The sequence below is a fragment of the Ochrobactrum chromiisoli genome, assembly GCF_026241335.1.
GTDB lineage: Bacteria > Pseudomonadota > Alphaproteobacteria > Rhizobiales > Rhizobiaceae > Brucella > Brucella chromiisoli.
Window position 1 is genome coordinate 226617 of the sequence record NZ_JAPHAV010000002.1, and the last position, 14462, is coordinate 241078.

Below are 14462 nucleotides of genomic sequence, written 5' to 3' on the forward strand. Positions count from 1 at the left end.
ATTACGCAGCCTCCTGCACCAAAGCGGATTCATTGCTCGACGCTTGTTCAATAGGGCCAGCTGTTGCACCGCTTGTCTGGAAGACTTCGTAAACTTCGCCGGGGCAGAGCTTGGCTAGACGTGTTGCCTCCGCCAGTGCTTGCTCAAACGACCCGTGTTCGTACGGTAGGGTGGTGGCCACGCTCACGCGTCCGGTGTGTTTGCCGCGGCGGAATACAAAGAATCCGCCGCCGATTACTTCGTTCTTGCGAGGTGCTGGCGATCTTCTTCTTCTCGGTGAAACTGTAGTCATAATTGGTACTCCTCGTGCAGTGGTTGGGTCAGCGGATCGGCCGTTAGGCGGGGCTTCTTCGTGCTGTTGGATTTACGTATACGATAAACGTATTTAGCTGTCAAATTAAAAATACGAAAAGCGTATATGACATAGATATACGATTATGCGATAAGCTGTGTATGGAAACGGATGTGATAAAATGGTTTGCTGAAGCGCTTGAAGTTTGCGGGTTAACGCAAGAGCAAGTTGCTAAAGAGTTGGGCTTAAATCGGCAGCCAGCGATCAGTGAAATCCTCAAGGGGAAGCGCCAGCTCAAAGCCAATGAAATGGTCACTATGAGCAGGCTAAGCGGAATGCCTATGCCGGATCGCAGCACAAAAATACCAGTGCTGGGGTATGTTGGAGCAGGGGCTGAAGTCTATCCGATCGACGATGGCGACCCGCTATACGATGTGACTATTAGCAGCGCTCTACCCAAAGATACTGTTGGGGCCATTATCCGCGGCGATAGTATGTATCCGATTTTTGAGGATGGCGATTTGGTCGCTTACTCCGGTATCGAGATGCTGCCTGAAGATGCCCTAGGGAAAACTTGCATGGTGGAGTTGCAAGACGGACGAGTTCTTATAAAAACCGTACGACGTGGTGCAGTTCCTGGTCTTTACACTCTAACTAGCACAAACGCCCCAGACATTGAAGATGTGGAAATTGTCTGGGCCAGGAAGTTTATTATGCGAATGCCGAGGGAGTTTTGGCGATCGCTATAATACGATTATCGTTTGAATTTTAAAGGTCGCGTGAGCGGCCTTTTTTATTGCCGAAAATTGGAAATACGAAAAGCGTATTAATACTCGTTGACATAAATACGAATCGCGTATATATTCCAATCATCAACCGGCGCACCAGACGTTGGAAACACAAAATAGCAGGCAACAAAATGAACATCCTCCCACGGATTTTCGCCCTGAATAGATAGAACCAGATTTGAGGAGAAGCGCCATGATGAACATAGCCGAAAGAAGCCGCATCGCTTCCGCGCCGCAAGGGCCATAGAATTAACAGGGACACTGGTCGCATAACAGCGGCTGGTGCTTTTGGCGTGGCCAGAATTCGGTCGCCACCCATTCTGATGGCGCCGCATCGAAAACTTTGAAGGCGGAGTTTAAGAGCCGGCACCACCCGCTGCTCGCTCCGCCTCGTAATCCCAGCGCTTACACGAGGAGAGCCTAAGCTACTTCTACACGCTGGTTTCCTTCGCAGGTACCACCCCGCGCGAGAAGACAAATGGCTTCGCCAATGCCTTTTGTCAATACCAACCAACACGAGGAGCTATGAATCAACCACAGCTACAAGGCAGACCTGTCTTGCAGGCGGAGGCGCGAAGCCACCGTAATGCAGGAAAGGCATATAGCAAAATTGCATCGATTATGGGTTTAACCAAAGGGCACGTCTGGTCACTACTAGCTGAACGCGCACCGCAGTCTAAGCCTCCTGAGCCGAGCGCAGGCGTTGTTGTTAAACGACGCACCAATCGAGGCTCATGCTCATCTACGTGTCGCGATGTCTTCATTGCGATGCCGCGTATTACAGTTCTGGACGGCCCGTTTATCGGCTCTGCTGCATTGAATGGCGCCACGGTCCACTAGCCTTAAAGGCACGACGGCCTCTCGATACCGCTGGTGCGGTTGGGACGGCCACAGATCAACCTCCTGACAGGAGGAATATCAATGAAATCTCATAACTTGCGTGAGCTCCACAAGGCTTACCAAACCAAATTCACGCGGACTGGTGAGCGGGACACGGCAAACCGCAAGCCTTATCGAACAGCTGCGCAGAAGCTGCATGCCCGCGACACTGCCGTCCTCAAAGTCGGTCGGTATGTTTCTAACGCACCTGTGTCCTTCAGCAGAACGAAGCGAGGTGCAGCGTGACTTGCGACTGCGGCGACTGCTGGGATCTGCCCGGATCAATTGTGACCCACAAGCTTACAGGTTGGAAGGGCATCATCATCGGCGATCGAGATGGCTGCATGTTCCTCACGGTGCGGTTCTGGATACCAGGCACAGGCCTTGGAACGATCGAAGTTTCTCGCTTCGAGGTTGAGCCACCGGCCGATGATGGCGACGGCGGTGGCGGATCTGAGGTCGAAACTGAAGAAGACAATGTCATTCCGGTCGATTTCACCAAGGGCGTGAGGCTGACCAAAAACACCAAAACACGAGGAGTAGCTTGATGGCGCCCTTCAAAGACTACGTCGTCGAAGAGGATCGCATCTTGCCCAGCGAAAGTACGCTGGGCCTTGGTGATCGCTTCGTCCAAGGGCTGTTAGTTGTTGCAGCATTAGCTCTGGCCATCGGCTTTTACTCATGGGTGCTGTCGTGAACGCCCTCATGCCAGTCGGTAATGGCACCGGGAAGATTGCACGTTCGCTGGCTCTGACCGGTTTTACGCTCGGGATCTTGCTGATTGTGGCAGGCTTCATTTTCTGGAACGCAGTGCTGCCGTTCTACGGCTTGCTTTATTTGTGGGGTGGCGAATGACCTACCCACGGTTCCCCACGCTGGCAACTTCTGCGCCAGTCTGGCTGATCGGATCGCTCATTCTGTTGGCCATGATGATCGGATTGAGGCTCGCATGACCGCATTGGCTCTAATCGGCGGCCTGGTCTTGTGCGGCATCATTGCGGTCGGCGTTGCTCAGATCATCATCAAAACCACCACCAAACCAACCACGAGGAGAAGATAATGCGTATTCTCGCAGCTATTTTCGGATTTTTTGCATTCATCATCACGCTGACAGTTGTTTTCGGCTCCTGGTACACAATCGACCAAGGCGAACGAGGCGTCCTGCTGCGCAACGGCGCGCTCGTGGGTACTGCCCAACCTGGTCTGGGTTTCAAAACACCTTGGATCGAAGAGGTGGTGAAGGTCTCAGTCCAGTCGCGAGCCCAGCTCTACAAGGAAGTGCCCGCCTACTCGAAAGACCAGCAATCAGCGGTTCTTTCCCTGTCGGTCAATTATCGAATTCCAGCAGACAAGGTGACCGAGGTCTATAGCGTCTATGGCGGCGAGGATGGTCTTTTGTCTCGGCTTGTCGACCGACGAGTGAATGAAGACCTCAAAACCGTGTTCGGCCAGTTCACTGCAGTAGCAGCAATTCAGGATCGATCCCGCCTTAATCTTGAAGTCGCTTCTGCGATTCAGAGTTCGGTGAAAGGCCCGGTCATTATCGACAGTGTGCAGATTGAGAATATCGACTTCTCAGATGCTTACGAGGCCAGCATCGAGCAACGAATGCTTGCCGAGGTAGAGGTGCAGAAGCTTCGCCAGAACGCCGAACGTGAAAAGGTCCAGGCAGAAATCACGGTCACACAGGCAAAGGCCAACGCTGACGCGGTACGTGCAAAAGCGAATGCAGAAGCCGAAGCAATCCGGATTAAGGGTGATGCAGAAGCGACTTCGATCAAGGCACGCGGCGATGCACTTCGCGAAAATCCCGGCCTTGTGTCTCTGACGCAAGCTGAAAAGTGGAATGGCCAGTTGCCAACAACGATGCTGCCGGGCGGCTCGGTGCCGATGCTGCAGCTGCAATAAGCAAACTCGGCGGGGTTCGCTCCGCCACACCAACACTGACCAAAACATACGAGGAGTCACTTATGGCTATCAGCCTATCAAGCCTCAAATCGACGAAGAGAAACGACCCGCCGGTCATGCTCTTGTATGGCGTCGACGGCATCGGCAAGACCAGCCTTGCAGCTGAGTTTCCAGATCCCATCTATCTGGCCACAGAAGGCGAGCGTCCGCCTTCTGATATCGAAATGGCAACGCCAGGCACGATTGAAAGCTTCGACGACTTGCTCAACATTATCGGCGAACTGCTGACAGTTGAGCATGATCGGCGCACCGTGATTATCGACAGCGCCGACGGCCTAGAACCGCTTGTCTGGGGGGCGACCTGTGCCCGCCTTGGTATCAACAGCATTGAGGAAGCTGGATTCGGTAAAGGCTACGTGGAAGCTGATACCGAATGGAATGAGCTCATGTCGGCCCTGTCGGCGCTCGCTCAAGCTGGCATTTATGTGGTCATCCTTGCCCATCCCGAGATTGTGCGCTTCGACAGCCCGACGACAGATCCTTATTCGAGGTATCAGCCGAAACTGCACAAGCGCGCCAATGCACTTGTTCGCGAAAAGTCTGACGTTGTGGCCTTCATGAACTACCGCGTTTCCATCAAGGAAAAGGAAGTCGCGCGCCAGACAAAGGTCGCACATGCAGAGGGCGGCAAAGAGCGCCAGATCCATCTGAATGAAGGTGCGGGCTTCAATGCCAAGAACCGCTATTCGATGCCCGACGCCGTTCCATACCGCAAAGGGCAGGGCTTCACCGAGCTGGCGAAGTACTGGCCGGTCACACTGCCGGAGGCTGCTTGATGGAAAAAGCACTTGCTGGACTGGTCACGATTGCCGCCATCCTTTTCTTTGCACCACTGATCGGCGTTCTCTTTGGCGCGTTTTCGGGATGGGTTGTCGGTCTCTTCTTCACTGAAACAGTGCAGGAATTCATCACCGCTTTAGGCATCAATGCTGGCCACATGTCACTTTGGCAGATAGGGGCCGCGCTTGGCTTCATCGGTGGGTTTTTCCGACCCACTGTGTTTCGCGCAAAGTCTTAATCTGCGCTTTCACCACACCACCAACACGAGGACTAACATATGGCGAGACTTGGCACGGCGTTTGACGCCACCCAACACGATACGACGCAGTCGGACTATTCCGAACTGCCGAACGGTACATACAAGATGGAAATCGAGGCGGCCGACGTGGTGCCGACTTCGACCGGCAGCGGCACCATTCTGAAAACAACAATGAAGGTGCTGGAGCCGGAAGATTACGCCGAGCGCAAGCTTTTCACGAACTACAACATTGAGAACAAGAACCCGCAGGCGCAGGAGATCGGCCAGCGTCAGTTCGCCAGCCTTTGCCGCGCGCTTGAAATGTCCTCGGTAGAAGACACCGACGATCTGCTTTTCAAATCGTTCACAGTACGCGTTGCTCTCGGGAAGCCTTCAAAAGACGGCCAGTATCCGGCGCGAGCCGAGATCAAGAAGTACTTCTTCCCTGACGAAAACAACGGGCCAGAGCCGAGCATTGACGCTCAGCAGCCTGCGGCGGCAGCGCAGCGACCAGCCAATGACAACCGTCCTGCAGCGGCAAACAACAACAAGCCGGTGCAGCCTGCAAAAACTGCGGGAAGCCGTCCTTGGTCTAAGGCCTAAACCAACCACGGCGCGGTCACCAGCCGCGCCTGACACCACCAACACGAGGTGAAGCCCATGCGGGTAACGCTTGACCGAGCGCAGCTAGCGCACGCCTTGTCGACAGTGACGAAGGCGGTTGAGGCCAGAACGACAATTCCAATTCTTGGCAACGTGCTTTTGTCCGCGGACAAAGGACAGCTGAGCATCACCGGAACCAACCTTGATCTGGAAATCAGCACCAGCTTGCCGGTTCTGGATAGTCAAGATGGCACTGTCACGGTTGCAGGTAAGCTGCTTCTGGATATTGCTAAGCGCGCCACAAGTGACGTTAACTTGGAAGCCGACGGCAATCATCTGGTCGTTAAATCAGGACGTAGCCGTTTCAAGCTGGATACGCTTCCAGCGGTTGACTTCCCATCCTTCAATCACGGCAGCTTCGACACCACGATCGAGTTCGCTCTCGCTGCTCTTGTGCAAGAAGTGCAGTTCGCTGTCAGCACCGAAGATACCCGCTATTACCTGAACGGCGTATTTCTGGAAGCGAGGGACGGCCATATCGTTGCCACGGCGACAGATGGGCATTGTCTCGCGTCAACACGCATTGAACAGGATGCCGCGTTTGCTCCGGTCATTCTGCCTAACAAGTTGCTGCCATTGCTGCCGACAGGCGTCGTGTCAGTTTCGCTGTCGTCAAACAAGGTGATGGTCGAGAGCGGTTCAACTGTCATTGTGTCGAAGCTCGTCGACGGCACATATCCGGATTACGAGCGCGTTATTCCCAAGCCATCAGATCGTGTCGCTACCCTGTCGGCAAAAGCACTGCGCGAAGCCGTCGGCCGCACATCAGTTATCGCCAGCGAGCGTGGTAAAGCCGTTCGGTTCTCATTCGCTTCGGATGCTCTCACGCTTAACGTCGCTAATCCGGATCGCGGCGATGCAACTGAGGAAGTGGAGGTCAACTTCAGCAGCGAGCCACTGACGATCGGTTTCAATGGTCAATATGTCACCGACCTCATGAGTGCATTCGGCACAGATGAAGTCACGATGTCGATGGCCGAGGCCGGAGCGCCTGCGCTGATCACGTCAGCCAGTAGGCCGGGATACAGGTGCGTAATTATGCCGATGCGGGTGTAACGAGATGGTGTGGCCACCAAAGGACGGCAAGCGCTCGTACCACAATTGCTACGGACAGAATCCATACAGCGATGCATTTAAACGCAGCGAATGGCAGCGTGGTTATGATGAAGCGGAAGAAGCCGACAATGTGGAACGCAATGCGCAAATCTCAAGGTGGAATGACCTTTGGAACGTCCCAGAACGCGCCAAAGATGCATACATCGCCATGGAAGATGACTTCTGCCCGCAGCGAGTGCTGGATTTCATGATTGCGATGTACCCGGAGGCTAGCGAATGACCGTGGTTACGTTAAACCAACCCACAGAAACCGCGATTTTCAACGCCGTTGAGTATGCACTGCGGCACGAACCAGTAACAGAAATAGACTTTGACGAGGGCGGGGAATTTGAGATCGAAATCATTGATCCGCATTCCTTAGTGCCTTTCGCAACGTGCTTGCTACGCGAGTTGGGAGTTACAAGCTGATGCCTAAGTTTGCAGTGAACTACACCTTCCATGGCAGATCATCGACATTCGTTGAGGCCGAAAGCCTTGATGCTGCCAAGGCTAAAATAGATGCGGATATTGAACGTGATGACTTCGAACTGGATGCCGATGAACTCGACGATGTTTATTACAACATTTCCGAGATGCACCCCGTAACGCGTGGAGGACGCGGAATCTGGACCTCGTATATCCGCTCCGACGATATTCGCGGTCATCAGTCATCATTGGAATCTTCACCTCTGTTTGGTGGCGCGTAACCGTGGCGCCACTCCCCAAACCACAATCTACAACTGTCGGCGCGATCTACGCTGCTTACGAGGCCCGGGCGAAGTCCTGGGACTCGTGGGGCATCAGCGTGGGCGAGGCAGGCACAGAATGCGACAGGGCGCTTTGGTATGGCTTCAGGTGGGCATCGGCTCACGAAGTCCACAGTGGCCGCCAGCTGCGCTTGTTTGAAACGGGCAACATCGAGGAAGACCGTCTCGTTGCTGATCTTGAGCGCATTGGCGTCAATGTGTACGGGCAGCAAGACAAGATCCGACTAGTGTCTGGGTTCGTGCGCGGCAACTGCGATGGCAAGGCAATGAATGTGCCTGAGGCGTCCAAGACTGAACATCTGCTGGAGTTTAAATCGAGCAATGCCAAAGGATTCGCACTGATTGTTAAAGACGGCTGTCAGAAAGCAAAGCCGCTTCATTATGCTCAGTGCCAGCTTGGAATGCATGCCTTCGGTCTGAGCCGGTGCCTTTATCTCGTCTCATGCAAGGACAGCGACAGCCTTTATTCAGAGCGCATCGAATACGATCTGGAATTCTGCCTTCGGCTGGTAGCGCGCTGCGAACGCATCGTATTTTCAGACACGCCCCCGAGCAGAATTAGCGAAAACCCGGAGTTCTTTGGATGCATGTTCTGCAAGCACAAAGCTGTCTGCCATCATGAGGCACAGCCGCGCGTGAACTGCCGAACCTGCCTTCATGCTCAGCCTGAAAGCGGTGGTGATTGTCATATCTCATGCGCACGATGGGCAAAGCCATTGTCGATCGACGAGCAGCGCGACGGGTGCCCAGCGCATTTGTATCTGCCGGGCATGGTGAATGGCGAACAGATTGATGTCGACGAGGAGGCGGAGACAATTACTTACCAGATGAAGCCGGGTGAGGTTTGGGTAGATGGAGCTAAGGGTTAAGACCAGTATTGAGAGAGGCGCTCTTCTTCGCGATCAATAGATGAATTAAAGTATATCAATGCGTTTGTCAGTAAAGATTTCTCGCTAAGAAATTCATCGGATTTGTAGTCTCCGTCTTCTGTTAGTTTGTTAACTCTGTTCGCAAAGATAGCAGCCAGTCTAGCGTTCTGACGTAGTTCAAAGGGAAATTGACGAGTTATTTTATAAACTTCTTCCTCTGATATTTTGGGATATTGAATATAGTTCGAGTTCGATATTCGACCTATTTTGGTAGACCAGGAATTTTCAGCAAAAGCGACAGAACGATAAATCTCTCTGAGTCTATCTAGATTATCTAGTTCTTCTTTCAGTGAACGCTTTACCATTGCCACATGCTGCCTGCGATTGGCATCCAATTGCTGCTTAGCAACCACAACAGCAACCAAAACCGGGATGCCCGCAAGGATCGTTCCGTAGTCCTTCATAAGCACCAAGAACGCTTCCCCAAAGGTCGGCAGCTTTGCATAGAGCGCACCGAAGACCATCGCGCAAACACCGACGTAGACCGCAGTCGCCACGTACAAAATCGATGAAGAAAACTGCTCGTTTTCTTTTTCTACTTTCTCTTTATCAGACAAGGTAACGCCCCCAACATGCTAACCTTACGAAACTACCAGTCAGAAGCAATAGACGCCGTTTTCGACTATTGGCAAGAGGAGGCGGGCAATCCGCTTGTTGATCTTGCAACCGGCTGCGGCAAGTCGTTGGTTATGGCGTCGTTGATCCAGCGCCTCGTTGAAGGCTGGCCTGCTATGCGCGTGATGGTCGTCACCCACGTTGCAGAGCTGATCGAACAGAATTATCTGGAATTGCTTGGCGTTTGGCCGTTTGCGCCTGCCGGCATCTATTCAGCTGGTTTGGGTCGTCGTGATGCGCGCAGTCAGATCGTGTTTGCCGGTATTCAGACTGTTCACAATAAGGCGGATCAGCTCTGCGGCGTTGAGCGAGACGAAAAGGGCAAAATAACCAAAGTCTCAACTCACGTTGACGTGCTGATGGTCGACGAGTGCCACCTTATCCCGATCAATAGCAACACAATGTATCGCAAGTTCATCGACGCGCTGCTCGAGATAAACCCGGACATGAAGATTCTCGGACTGACTGCCACACCGTATCGGCTGGACAGCGGTCGCTTGGATGAGGGCGCAGATCGCCTGTTTGACCAGATCGTCTACACATACGGCGTTGCTGACGGAATCCGTGACGGCTTCCTTGCTCCGCTAACGAGCAAGCCAACAGCTACAGAATACGACGTTAAAGGAGTGGGAAGGCTCGGTGGCGACTACAAACAGCGCGCGCTGGAAGAAGCGATCAATCGAACAGACCTCAATGATGCGGTGGTTTCTGAGATTATAGCAAAGGGTGCCGATCGTCGTTCGTGGTTGTGTTTCTGTGCTGGCGTGAAAGCTGCACTGGACGTCCGCGACGTATTCAGATCACGCGGCATTACATGTGAAGCCGTAACGGGCGATACGCCGAAGGAAGAACGCCGCCGCATCCTAGAGGACTTCAAAGCGTACCGTATCCAGTGCGTGACGAACAATTCAGTTCTTACAACAGGATTCAATCATAAGGGCGTTGATTTAATTGCATTTATGCGCCCAACCCTGTCATTGAGTTTGTACGTACAGATGGCCGGCCGTGGCACTCGTCCGCTCTACAAGGCAGGTGCGCCACTAGATACGGTTGAGGAGCGGCTTGCTGCTATCTCGGCAGGACCAAAGAAGAATTGCCTGGTACTCGACTTCGCGAAACTCGTCGACCGGCATGGCCCTGTCGACATGGTCGAGCCGAAAGCGCCAAGCGCTGGCAACGGTGAACCGCCAATCAAGATCTGCCCGACCGTGCCTGACGACAACGGCGCGGTCGGTTGCGGTGAGAAGGTGCACATCTCGCTGATGAAATGCCCATGCTGCGGCTATGACTTCCCGCCGAATGAAGATGAGAAGCTAACACGGCAGGCAGCCGACGTTCCGATTGTCAGCACTGCCGAAGCAGAATGGCGCAAGGTAACCGGCAGGACGTTTCACTTTCACGAAGGTAAGGGCGACAAGCCACCGTCGGTCAAGTGCAGCTACATCGCTGGCTATACGCAGATCAATGAGTGGCTTTGCCCTCAGCATACTGGTTTCGCACAAACCAAGGCGCATCGATGGTGGACGCAGCACGGAGGCCAGCGGCCGTTTCCTAAGACGGTCATGGAATGGCTTGAACGCCAGCGTGAGTTGCTCCCCACCGACGAAATCAGCGTCGTGCCGAACGGCAAATACTGGAATGTGAAAGACGTGCGGGCAGGTGTGGCGGCAGATAACGACAACTTGCCTGAGCCTGCAAACGACAATGTGTCGGTAGGTCTTTCGGAGATGTTGGACGACGAAATACCATTCTGACCACCCATTAACACACCATTTATTATAGTGCCGCACCATCGGCATTACCAGCCACACGAGGAGCATCAAATGAATAATGCAGAAACTTACGATCCGTATAACGCCAGAACCACAGCGCAGGCAGGCCACAACAATCCGCCGACCTCTGCATATGAAGAGATCAAGCAGGAAATCGAAGACCTGTTCGCCGAAGCCAAGAATTTCGCGGACGGCGAAGCCATCGACAATCAGGCTCTTGCGGATGCTGTGACCGAGTTACACGACAAGTTGCACGATGCTGGAAAGCGCGCCGATGAGGTTCGCAAGGACGAAGCCAAGCCGCATGACGACGCGAAGGCCGAAATCCAGACCCGCTACAACAAGCTGATCGGCAATACCAAGACATCAGGCAAAGGCAATGTCGTCCTCGGCAAGGAAGTGCTGCAAGGGCTGCTGACACCTTGGCGCAATAAGGTTGCCGCTGAAAAGGAAGCTGCAGCTAAATCCGCGCGGGAGGAAGCCGATCGCTTAATCCGCGAGGCGCAGGAAGCCATGCAGGCGAGTGCTGGTAATCTGGAAGCGCGCGAGCAGTCCGAGGAACTGGTCAAGGAAGCGAAACAGGCTGACCGGTGGGCGAAGCGCGAAAACAAGGCTGCAACGACCGGCACTGGCCTGCGGTCGGTATGGCATTGCGATCTGGTTGACGAAGGCGTCGCGCTTGATTGGGCATATGGCCGTGCGCCGGAGCGTTTCAAAGCTGTCGTGCAAGCAATGGCCGAGGAAACCGTACGCGCCGGTATGCGCCAGGTACCGGGCTTTAATGTGCGAGAGGAGAGGGTGGCGAGGTGATGGCCAAACTAGATCCCGCGGACTATGTGCCGCGCATCAAACGCTTGCGCGAGCAAGGGATTGGGCTGGATGAGGCAAGGAAGCAGGTAGACCGTGAGTACCTGCTGAACGCAATCGATAACGCGTCAAACTTCTATGAACTGCGTGGTGTAATGCGCGCCTGCATGGAGAAGGTGCTGCGACCAACTACGGTGATCAGTTCATGAAATGCCCCGAATGTGGCGGCACGGCAGAAGCGGAATGCGTTGACGTCGGGGTCGGCCTATACATCAGCAATGAATAGGAATGCCCGTGCGGTTACAATTCAGCGGCTGATGGACGGATGAATGTCTCCACCTATGACGACTGGTTTCCAGACCTTTACAGCCCGATCGCTGCTTGCCAGCAAAAGGGCGTCGTTCCGCGTTGCAGTGAATGTGGAGAGCCGCAGTTCATGACGCCACACGGGATATGTTGCTCCAACGGACACGGCGGCGCACCCAGCCTTTAATCAACACCACCCCGCTAGCCACCAACTGGCGGGTTACCACACACGAGGAGAGAATATGTCTTACGCAGAGTTGTTGGCGCGTAAAAGCGCCGACGCGCCACTGCGCGGGCTTTCGTCTATTCCGTCATTGCATGAAGGCATGTTTGCTTATCAGCGTGACGTAACCGAGTTTCTACTTGGTGTAGGCGGGGGTGCCGCGTTCCTAGATACAGGGCTTGGGAAAAGCTTTGTCGCGTTAGAATGGGCGAGAGTAGTTTCAGAGCAGGTCGGAAAGCCGGTTTTGATGCTAGCACCGCTCGCTGTTGCACCACAGCACGTCCGAGAAGCTCAGAAATTCGGATATGAAGACGCTCGCGTTGTCCGTACCCAAGATGACGTTGGGCCCGGCATCAACGTAACCAACTATGCCAAAATAGACCATTTCGATCCTAGCGAGTTTTCTGGTGTGGTGCTTGATGAGTCCAGCGTCATCAAGAATTTCACCGGCCAGACAACCCGCAAAATGATTGCGATGTGGAAAGACACGCCTTTTCGTTTGGCATGCACCGCAACGCCAGCGCCGAATGACCACATGGAATTGGGCCAGCATTCGCAGTTCTTGGGCGTGATGAATTCCAACGAGATGTTAACTCGATGGTTTATCGCCGATCAAACGAATATGGGCCGATATCGTCTGAAGGGACACGCCGTAAAACCATACTGGAGTTGGGTTGCGAGTTGGGCCAGATGCATTTCAAAGCCATCAGATATCGGTTATTCCGACGAAGGTTTCGGACTCCCACCTTTGGAAACTTTTCGACACGAGATCAGGGCCGACCTGAGTGTCGATGCGGGAGAAATGTTGTTTCGCATTCCGGATACTAGTGCAACAGCCATTCATAAAGAAAAGCGCCTAACTGCCAGCGCACGAGCTGAGGCAATCGCGGAGCAGGTCAATTCAGAGCGCTCCGAGCCTTGGGTTGTGTGGTGCGACACTGATTATGAAGCCGATGCTTTGACGAGCCGTATTCCCGATGCGGTTGAGGTTCGAGGATCGATGACTGACAAGGTTAAAGAAGATCGATTGGTTGGTTTCAGCGAAGGCAATATCCGTGTGATTGTCAGTAAGCCCTCAATTGCTGGGTTCGGCTTAAATTGGCAACACTGCGCTCGAATGGCATTTGTCGGACTGTCGTTCAGCTACGAGGCATATTACCAGGCTGTGCGTCGCTGCTACAGATTTGGGCAGAAGCGACCAGTTCATGTGCACATTGCGCTAGCAGATACTGAAAGAGCGATCTGGGACACAATCAATCGCAAGAGCGGCGATCACGAGCAAATGAAGCGCGAGATGTACGCAGCGATGCGTCGAGCCCATCAGAAGCGCCAAGTCAAAATCAACTATCAGCCAACCACGCCTGTAAACTTGCCCGATTGGGTGAAGGGAGCTTCCGTATGACCTACGTTCTAGATCAAGCAGCCGGTGAGAAATGGGCGGCTTACAATGCAGACTGCGTGCCATTTACACAGGGCCTGCCTGATGCGTCGATAGATTTCAGTGTTTACTCCCCGCCGTTCTCTTCGCTCTACATCTATTCGGAGAGCGTGGCGGACATGGGAAACTGTGCGACGGACGATGAATTCTTTGAGCAATATCGTTACTTGGTGCGTGAAATGCTTCGCGTGACCCGGCCGGGACGCCTCACTGCAATCCACGTGAAAGACCTGGTCTATTACCAGAATAGCAGTGAACGTGGCACAGCAGGTCTGCGTCCTTTTTCGGATGACTGTACCCGCCTTCATATTGAAGAAGGGTGGGATTTTCATTCGCGGATCACAATCTGGCGCGATCCAGTGCGGGAAATGCAAAAAACTAAAGCTCATGGGCTTCTCTGGAAGACACTTCGCGCTGACAGCACGTTTAGTCGCATGGGCATGCCGGAGTATCTGCTCGTTTTCCGGAAGTGGGCGAAGGATGGCGAAGAAGTTAAACCAGTAACCCACACTAAGGAGAGTTTTCCAGTGACGGACTGGCAGGATCATGCATCGCCAGTATGGAACTTTAGCAAGCAGGATTTGCCCGAGACTGATGTTCTGAATGTTAAGGTTGCCAGATCGGACAAGGACGAAAAGCACCTTTGCCCCATGCCTCTAAACATCACAAAGCGCGCATTGCGTATGTGGTCAAATGCAGGCGAAACCGTTTTCTCGCCGTTTATGGGAATTGGATCTGAAGGATACGTTTCTCTGCAAAATAACCGCCGCTTTATCGGAACAGAATTAAATCCAAACTACTTCAAACAGGCCGTGAAAAATCTAGGCGACGCCGCAGCTGTTGGCGAGGTGCCAAGCCTCTTTGGAGATAACGACAACGTCGGGGCTGCAAATGCAGCGTGA

General features: G+C 53.6%; 21 protein-coding genes. 18 read left to right on the plus strand and 3 right to left on the minus strand.

Going from position 1 to position 14462, the window contains the following annotated elements; all coding sequences use genetic code 11:
• Position 1: 1 nt before the first annotated feature.
• Positions 2-181 (minus strand): hypothetical protein, encoded by a 180-nt coding sequence (locus OPR82_RS07800; RefSeq protein ID WP_265984129.1) that lies wholly within the window; start codon positions 179-181, stop codon positions 2-4.
• A 272-nt stretch (positions 182-453) separates the two neighbouring features.
• Between OPR82_RS07800 and OPR82_RS07805 the strand changes: the two genes are divergently transcribed.
• Positions 454-1041, plus strand: a complete 588-nt coding sequence (locus tag OPR82_RS07805) for a S24 family peptidase (protein WP_265984131.1) — start codon at positions 454-456, stop codon at positions 1039-1041.
• A 19-nt stretch (positions 1042-1060) separates the two neighbouring features.
• Here the strand turns inward: OPR82_RS07805 and OPR82_RS07810 are convergent, their stop codons facing one another.
• Positions 1061-1399, minus strand: a complete 339-nt coding sequence (locus OPR82_RS07810) for a hypothetical protein (protein ID WP_265984132.1) — start codon at positions 1397-1399, stop codon at positions 1061-1063.
• An 847-nt stretch (positions 1400-2246) separates the two neighbouring features.
• On the opposite strand from OPR82_RS07810, the gene OPR82_RS07815 reads away from it, so the two are divergent.
• The 12 genes from OPR82_RS07815 to OPR82_RS07870 all read left to right on the plus strand — a co-directional run bounded on the left by OPR82_RS07815 (position 2247) and on the right by OPR82_RS07870 (position 8339).
• Positions 2247-2507, plus strand: coding sequence for a hypothetical protein (locus OPR82_RS07815; RefSeq protein WP_265984134.1), 261 nt, complete (start codon positions 2247-2249; stop codon positions 2505-2507).
• Complete coding sequence (locus OPR82_RS07820) at positions 2507-2656, plus strand: hypothetical protein (RefSeq protein WP_265984136.1); 150 nt, start codon at positions 2507-2509, stop codon at positions 2654-2656. Before OPR82_RS07815 ends, OPR82_RS07820 begins: the two co-directional genes overlap by 1 nt.
• A complete protein-coding gene (locus OPR82_RS07825) occupies positions 2641-2814 on the plus strand; it encodes a hypothetical protein (RefSeq protein ID WP_265984138.1) in 174 nt (57 codons plus the stop codon). The genes OPR82_RS07820 and OPR82_RS07825 overlap by 16 nt, the downstream gene beginning before the upstream one ends.
• Positions 2815-3018: 204 nt before the next feature.
• Positions 3019-3867: a prohibitin family protein gene (locus OPR82_RS07830; RefSeq protein ID WP_265984139.1), complete on the plus strand. Its 849-nt coding sequence runs from the start codon at positions 3019-3021 to the stop codon at positions 3865-3867.
• Positions 3868-3929: 62 nt separating this feature from the next.
• Entirely contained in the window at positions 3930-4703 is a 774-nt protein-coding gene (locus OPR82_RS07835) for an ATP-binding protein (RefSeq protein WP_265984140.1), read from the plus strand.
• Entirely contained in the window at positions 4703-4945 is a 243-nt protein-coding gene (locus tag OPR82_RS07840; RefSeq protein WP_265984141.1) for a hypothetical protein, read from the plus strand. The genes OPR82_RS07835 and OPR82_RS07840 overlap by 1 nt, the downstream gene beginning before the upstream one ends.
• Positions 4946-4984: 39 nt before the next feature.
• Positions 4985-5548 (plus strand): DUF669 domain-containing protein, encoded by a 564-nt coding sequence (locus OPR82_RS07845; RefSeq protein ID WP_265984142.1) that lies wholly within the window; start codon positions 4985-4987, stop codon positions 5546-5548.
• Positions 5549-5605: 57 nt separating this feature from the next.
• The gene (gene dnaN / locus OPR82_RS07850) at positions 5606-6664 is read left to right on the plus strand and encodes a DNA polymerase III subunit beta (protein ID WP_265984143.1); all 1059 of its coding nucleotides are present in this window, start codon (positions 5606-5608) and stop codon (positions 6662-6664) included.
• Positions 6665-6668: 4 nt separating this feature from the next.
• A complete protein-coding gene (locus tag OPR82_RS07855) occupies positions 6669-6944 on the plus strand; it encodes a hypothetical protein (protein ID WP_265984144.1) in 276 nt (91 codons plus the stop codon).
• Positions 6941-7132, plus strand: coding sequence for a hypothetical protein (locus OPR82_RS07860; RefSeq protein ID WP_265984146.1), 192 nt, complete (start codon positions 6941-6943; stop codon positions 7130-7132). Before OPR82_RS07855 ends, OPR82_RS07860 begins: the two co-directional genes overlap by 4 nt.
• A complete protein-coding gene (locus tag OPR82_RS07865) occupies positions 7132-7410 on the plus strand; it encodes a hypothetical protein (RefSeq protein ID WP_265984147.1) in 279 nt (92 codons plus the stop codon). The genes OPR82_RS07860 and OPR82_RS07865 overlap by 1 nt, the downstream gene beginning before the upstream one ends.
• 2 nt (positions 7411-7412) lie before the next feature.
• Entirely contained in the window at positions 7413-8339 is a 927-nt protein-coding gene (locus OPR82_RS07870) for a PDDEXK family nuclease (RefSeq protein ID WP_265984148.1), read from the plus strand.
• Here OPR82_RS07870 and OPR82_RS07875 read toward each other — a convergent pair.
• Entirely contained in the window at positions 8336-8956 is a 621-nt protein-coding gene (locus OPR82_RS07875; RefSeq protein WP_265984149.1) for a hypothetical protein, read from the minus strand. The genes OPR82_RS07870 and OPR82_RS07875 overlap by 4 nt on opposite strands.
• A gap of 15 nt (positions 8957-8971) precedes the next feature.
• Here OPR82_RS07875 and OPR82_RS07880 point away from each other — a divergent pair, with 15 nt between their 5' ends.
• The 5 genes from OPR82_RS07880 to OPR82_RS07900 all read left to right on the plus strand — a co-directional run bounded on the left by OPR82_RS07880 (position 8972) and on the right by OPR82_RS07900 (position 14462).
• A complete protein-coding gene (locus tag OPR82_RS07880) occupies positions 8972-10768 on the plus strand; it encodes a DEAD/DEAH box helicase (protein ID WP_265984150.1) in 1797 nt (598 codons plus the stop codon).
• 69 nt (positions 10769-10837) lie between these two features.
• Complete coding sequence (locus tag OPR82_RS07885) at positions 10838-11596, plus strand: hypothetical protein (protein WP_265984152.1); 759 nt, start codon at positions 10838-10840, stop codon at positions 11594-11596.
• Positions 11596-11802, plus strand: coding sequence for a hypothetical protein (locus OPR82_RS07890; protein ID WP_265984153.1), 207 nt, complete (start codon positions 11596-11598; stop codon positions 11800-11802). Before OPR82_RS07885 ends, OPR82_RS07890 begins: the two co-directional genes overlap by 1 nt.
• A 339-nt stretch (positions 11803-12141) precedes the next feature.
• Entirely contained in the window at positions 12142-13524 is a 1383-nt protein-coding gene (locus OPR82_RS07895; protein ID WP_265984155.1) for a helicase-related protein, read from the plus strand.
• Complete coding sequence (locus tag OPR82_RS07900; protein ID WP_265984156.1) at positions 13521-14462, plus strand: DNA-methyltransferase; 942 nt, start codon at positions 13521-13523, stop codon at positions 14460-14462. Before OPR82_RS07895 ends, OPR82_RS07900 begins: the two co-directional genes overlap by 4 nt.

What these genes read in the sequence shown, in the direction of transcription:
- OPR82_RS07805 (WP_265984131.1), top strand. Translation starts at nt 454, where the DNA reads ATGGAAACGGATGTGATAAAATGGTTTGCTGAAGCGCTTGAAGTTTGC.
- OPR82_RS07810 (WP_265984132.1), bottom strand. Translation starts at nt 1,399, where the DNA reads ATGGGTGGCGACCGAATTCTGGCCACGCCAAAAGCACCAGCCGCTGTT.
- OPR82_RS07820 (WP_265984136.1), top strand. Translation starts at nt 2,507, where the DNA reads ATGGCGCCCTTCAAAGACTACGTCGTCGAAGAGGATCGCATCTTGCCC.
- OPR82_RS07825 (WP_265984138.1), top strand. Translation starts at nt 2,641, where the DNA reads ATGGGTGCTGTCGTGAACGCCCTCATGCCAGTCGGTAATGGCACCGGG.
- OPR82_RS07830 (WP_265984139.1), top strand. Translation starts at nt 3,019, where the DNA reads ATGCGTATTCTCGCAGCTATTTTCGGATTTTTTGCATTCATCATCACG.
- OPR82_RS07835 (WP_265984140.1), top strand. Translation starts at nt 3,930, where the DNA reads ATGGCTATCAGCCTATCAAGCCTCAAATCGACGAAGAGAAACGACCCG.
- OPR82_RS07840 (WP_265984141.1), top strand. Translation starts at nt 4,703, where the DNA reads ATGGAAAAAGCACTTGCTGGACTGGTCACGATTGCCGCCATCCTTTTC.
- OPR82_RS07845 (WP_265984142.1), top strand. Translation starts at nt 4,985, where the DNA reads ATGGCGAGACTTGGCACGGCGTTTGACGCCACCCAACACGATACGACG.
- dnaN (WP_265984143.1), top strand. Translation starts at nt 5,606, where the DNA reads ATGCGGGTAACGCTTGACCGAGCGCAGCTAGCGCACGCCTTGTCGACA.
- OPR82_RS07855 (WP_265984144.1), top strand. Translation starts at nt 6,669, where the DNA reads ATGGTGTGGCCACCAAAGGACGGCAAGCGCTCGTACCACAATTGCTAC.
- OPR82_RS07860 (WP_265984146.1), top strand. Translation starts at nt 6,941, where the DNA reads ATGACCGTGGTTACGTTAAACCAACCCACAGAAACCGCGATTTTCAAC.
- OPR82_RS07865 (WP_265984147.1), top strand. Translation starts at nt 7,132, where the DNA reads ATGCCTAAGTTTGCAGTGAACTACACCTTCCATGGCAGATCATCGACA.
- OPR82_RS07880 (WP_265984150.1), top strand. Translation starts at nt 8,972, where the DNA reads ATGCTAACCTTACGAAACTACCAGTCAGAAGCAATAGACGCCGTTTTC.
- OPR82_RS07885 (WP_265984152.1), top strand. Translation starts at nt 10,838, where the DNA reads ATGAATAATGCAGAAACTTACGATCCGTATAACGCCAGAACCACAGCG.
- OPR82_RS07890 (WP_265984153.1), top strand. Translation starts at nt 11,596, where the DNA reads ATGGCCAAACTAGATCCCGCGGACTATGTGCCGCGCATCAAACGCTTG.
- OPR82_RS07895 (WP_265984155.1), top strand. Translation starts at nt 12,142, where the DNA reads ATGTCTTACGCAGAGTTGTTGGCGCGTAAAAGCGCCGACGCGCCACTG.
- OPR82_RS07900 (WP_265984156.1), top strand. Translation starts at nt 13,521, where the DNA reads ATGACCTACGTTCTAGATCAAGCAGCCGGTGAGAAATGGGCGGCTTAC.